We start from the raw sequence: 3,257 nt of genomic DNA, 5'->3' as shown, positions 1-3,257 counted from the left end.
TTGCCCTGCCTATCCTGCACCGCATTGATCCGTCCAAGCGCGAGCCGCAAGCTCTGATCCTGGCCCCAACTCGTGAGTTGGCGCTACAAGTTGCAACCGCTTTCGAAACCTACGCCAAGCAAATGCCAGGCGTAACTGTTGTGGCTGTCTACGGCGGCGCGCCGATGGGCCCACAACTGAAAGCAATCCGTAATGGCGCACAGATCGTTGTCGCCACTCCGGGCCGTCTGTGCGACCACCTGCGTCGCGACGAAAAAGTTCTTCAGACCGTGAACCACCTGGTTCTCGACGAAGCAGACGAAATGCTCAAACTGGGCTTCATGGACGACCTGGAAGTTATCTTCAAGGCCATGCCGGAAACCCGTCAGACCGTATTGTTCTCGGCCACCTTGCCTCAATCGATCCGTGCCATCGCTGAGCGTCACCTGCGCGATCCGAAGCACGTAAAGATCCAGAGCAAGACCCAGACCGTTACCGCGATCGAACAGGCTCACCTGTTGGTTCACGCTGACCAGAAGACCTCCGCCGTTCTCAGCTTGCTGGAAGTGGAAGACTTCGACGCCCTGATCATGTTCGTACGTACCAAGCAAGCGACCCTGGACCTGGCCAGTGCCCTGGAAGCCAAAGGCTACAAAGCCGCTGCGCTGAACGGTGACATCGCCCAGAACCAGCGTGAGCGCGTGATCGACTCCCTCAAGGATGGCCGTCTGGACATCGTTGTGGCGACCGACGTTGCTGCTCGCGGCCTGGACGTTCCACGCATCACTCACGTGTTCAACGTTGACATGCCGTACGATCCAGAGTCCTACGTTCACCGTATCGGCCGTACCGGCCGTGCTGGTCGCGAAGGTCGTGCACTGCTGCTGGTGACTCCGCGTGAGCGCCGCATGCTGCAAGTGATCGAGCGTGTAACCGGTCAGAAGGTTGCAGAAGTTCGCCTGCCGGACGCTCAAGCCGTTCTGGATGCGCGCATCAAGAAACTGACCAACAGCCTGTCGCCGCTGGTGGCTGATGCCGAATCGACCCACGGTGATCTGCTTGATCGCCTGACCGCCGACATCGGTTGCAGCCCGCGTGCCCTGGCCGCAGCCCTGCTGCGCAAGGCAACCAACGGTCAAGCGCTGAACCTGGCCGCTATCGAGAAAGAGCGTCCACTGGTGCCGAACAGTGCACCGCGTGGCGATCGTCCAGAGCGTTCCGGTGATCGTCCAGATCGTGGTGACCGTGAGCGTCGTGCTCCGATGCCGCTGGCTGAAGGTCGTGCTCGTTGCCGTACCGCGCTGGGCGCGCGTGATGGCATCGCTGCCAAGAACCTGCTGGGCGCCATCCTCAACGAAGGTGGTCTGGCTCGCGAAGCGATCGGTCGCATCCAGGTGCGTGACAGCTTCAGCCTCGTCGAGCTGCCGGAAGATGGTCTGGAGCGTCTGCTGACCAAGCTGAAGGACACTCGCGTTGCCGGTAAGCAGTTGAAGCTGCGTCGCTACCGCGAAGATTGATCCGCCCTTCGGCTGATTGATCGAACATAAAAAATCCCCGACTGGTTCGGGGATTTTTTATGCCTGTTGTTTGATGTCTGGCATGAAATCGGCGGCGCTCCCTTCGCGGGCAAGCCCGCTCCCACAGGGAAATGCATTCCAATGTGGGAGCGGGCTTGCTCGCGAAGGGCGCGGCTCGGTTTATCGGTCAGCCGAAGCGATAAATATCCATGCCCAACGCCCCCATGGTGAACCCTTGGTGGGCAACGCTGAAATCTCCCCCAGCGCTTCGAGCAAAGTACAGCGGCAACAAATGCTCATCACTTGGATGGTTGCGCACGGCGTTCGGTGCCTGCTGGCGATAGTCGTGCAAAGCGGCTTCATCATCGGCGGCAAGCTTTTCGATCATCCAGTCGCGGAACGCCTTTGCCCAGGGTTCGACGTTCTCGGGACCGGCATGCCAATCCAGTTCCCGCAGGTTGTGGGTGATGCTGCCGGAGCCGATCAAGAGCACGTCATTGCCGCGCAGGCTGGCCAAGGCATGGCCGACACGTGTTTGCAGGGCAGGGCCGCCACGGGTCGGTAACGACACCTGGACAATCGGGATGTCGGCTTGCGGATACATCAACGACAAGGGTACCCAGACGCCGTGATCGAACGGCCGCTGAGTATCGATGCGGGCAGGAAGGCCCGCAGCGTTCAGCAGGTCAGCAACTTCTGCGGCCACCTGGGGTTCACCGGGTGCCGGGTATTGCACTTCAAACAGCGCCCGTGGAAAGCCGCCAAAGTCATGCCAGGTTTCCGGCTGGGGATTACCGCTGACCAACAGTTCATGGCTTTCCCAGTGCGCGGAAACTATCACGATGGCTTTGGGTTTCGGCAACTGCGCCGCCAATCGGGCGAGGGCCGGACCACTGGCGCCAGGCTCCAGGGCAAGCATCGGGGAGCCGTGGGAAATGTACAGGCTGGGAAACATATATAAGCTCCTGAGCGTTAAGATGGCACCATCTTCAATCAGATCATTGATCTAAATCTAATATAAGTTTTAGGGTGTTTTGATCGAATTTTCGGGGTTATTTATGCAGCCGGAGTTTTGGCACAAAAAGTGGGCTTCGAATCAGATCGGCTTTCACCTGCCGCAGGTGAACCGGTATCTACAGCGCTTCTGGCCACAATTGGGCCTGGAAGAAGGTACGCGTGTGCTGGTGCCGTTGTGCGGCAAGAGCCTGGATTTGTTGTGGCTGGCCCAGCAGGGGCATGAAGTGCTGGGGGTCGAGCTGTCGGAAAGGGCTGTGGTGGACTTTTTCAGTGAGCATGGTTTCGATCCCGCCGTCAGCGAACAGGGTGCTTTCAAGGTGTATCGGGCAGGCTCGATTGAGTTGTGGTGCGGTGACTTCTTCGCGCTGACTGCTGGCGATGTGGCTGATTGTTCTGCGCTCTATGATCGCGCAGCGCTGATTGCACTCCCGCCTGCGATGCGTGAGCAATATGCAGAGCATCTGAAACGTATATTGCCCAGGGAGTCGCTTGGGGTACTGATTACGCTGGACTATGACCAGTCGCAAATGGCCGGCCCGCCATTTGCGGTGCTGGATGAAGAAGTGCAGCGGTTGTTCAGGGGCTCGTGGACGCTGAAGATTCTAGAGGATCAGGATGTCCTGAGTGAAAGCGGGAAGTTTTTGGAGGCGGGTGTTACGCGGCTTGAGGAGCGGGTGTATCGGGTTTCCAGCCAATAAGAGTGGGCTCTGTGAACTCAAGGAGCTGCCGCAGGCTGCGATCTTT

3 protein-coding genes are annotated in these 3,257 nt (G+C 58.9%); 2 read left to right on the top strand and 1 reads right to left on the bottom strand.

Features of this window, described 5'->3' with window-relative positions; all coding sequences use genetic code 11:
* The coding region (locus ACRESJ_RS27845; protein WP_431760739.1) for a DEAD/DEAH box helicase at positions 1-1,496 on the top strand (1,496 nt) is incomplete at its 5' end.
* A 187-nt stretch (positions 1,497-1,683) separates the two neighbouring features.
* On the opposite strand, the gene ACRESJ_RS27840 is transcribed toward ACRESJ_RS27845, so the two are convergent.
* Positions 1,684-2,451, bottom strand: coding sequence for a DODA-type extradiol aromatic ring-opening family dioxygenase (locus ACRESJ_RS27840; RefSeq protein ID WP_431760738.1), 768 nt, complete (start codon positions 2,449-2,451; stop codon positions 1,684-1,686).
* Between the two features lie 103 nt (positions 2,452-2,554).
* On the opposite strand from ACRESJ_RS27840, the gene ACRESJ_RS27835 reads away from it, so the two are divergent.
* The gene (locus ACRESJ_RS27835; RefSeq protein ID WP_431760737.1) at positions 2,555-3,211 is read left to right on the top strand and encodes a thiopurine S-methyltransferase; all 657 of its coding nucleotides are present in this window, start codon (positions 2,555-2,557) and stop codon (positions 3,209-3,211) included.
* Positions 3,212-3,257: the final 46 nt, after the last annotated feature.

Origin of the sequence: Pseudomonas sp. (assembly GCF_050739655.1) — a bacterium.
Classification (GTDB): domain Bacteria; phylum Pseudomonadota; class Gammaproteobacteria; order Pseudomonadales; family Pseudomonadaceae; genus Aquipseudomonas.
Note: the sequence above shows the minus strand (reverse complement) of the source record. Positions and strands in the feature narration are given on the sequence as shown.

Bases quoted from the DNA above. Each gene is read 5' to 3' on its own strand.
- ACRESJ_RS27840 (WP_431760738.1), bottom strand. From the start codon at position 2,451: ATGTTTCCCAGCCTGTACATTTCCCACGGCTCCCCGATGCTTGCCCTG.
- ACRESJ_RS27835 (WP_431760737.1), top strand. From the start codon at position 2,555: ATGCAGCCGGAGTTTTGGCACAAAAAGTGGGCTTCGAATCAGATCGGC.